The following is a 386-nucleotide window of genomic DNA, read 5'->3' as shown; positions in this document are numbered from 1 at the left end:
GTTGCGGGCCGGTGCGCAGCAGGATGTGGCGCACGTGGGTCTGCAGGGCCGAGGAAGGAATGCCCACGCGCGAGCGCTCGATCACCCGCAGCACGTGGAAGCCCGCGGGCGAGCGCACCGGGCCGGCGATGCCGCCCACCGCCACCTGCTGCGTGGCGCGCAGGAAGAGGTCCGGGTAGCGGTCGGCCACGCGCAGGCCCAGTTCGCCGCCGGCGGACGCTTCGGAGGCGTCGGAGAACTCACGCGCCACCTTGGCGAAGTCCTCGCCGGCCCGCACGCGGTCGGCCGCCTGCTGCGCGCGCTGGCGGCGCTGCTCGACCACCTCGGGCGTGGCGTTCTCCGGCACGGTGACCAGGATGTGGCCCAGGTTCAGTTCATACTTGGAC

The 386-nt window shown here is 73.6% G+C and carries 1 protein-coding gene; it reads right to left on the bottom strand.

Annotated features, from left to right (window positions below; translation table 11 throughout):
• On the bottom strand, nt 1-386 hold a 386-nt coding region (locus FJV41_RS57715), incomplete at both ends, for a peptidylprolyl isomerase (protein WP_181791666.1).

It is taken from the genome of Myxococcus llanfairpwllgwyngyllgogerychwyrndrobwllllantysiliogogogochensis (genome assembly GCF_006636215.1).
Classification (GTDB): domain Bacteria; phylum Myxococcota; class Myxococcia; order Myxococcales; family Myxococcaceae; genus Myxococcus; species Myxococcus llanfairpwllgwyngyllgogerychwyrndrobwllllantysiliogogogochensis.
This window is presented reverse-complemented; position numbering and strand designations above follow the sequence as displayed.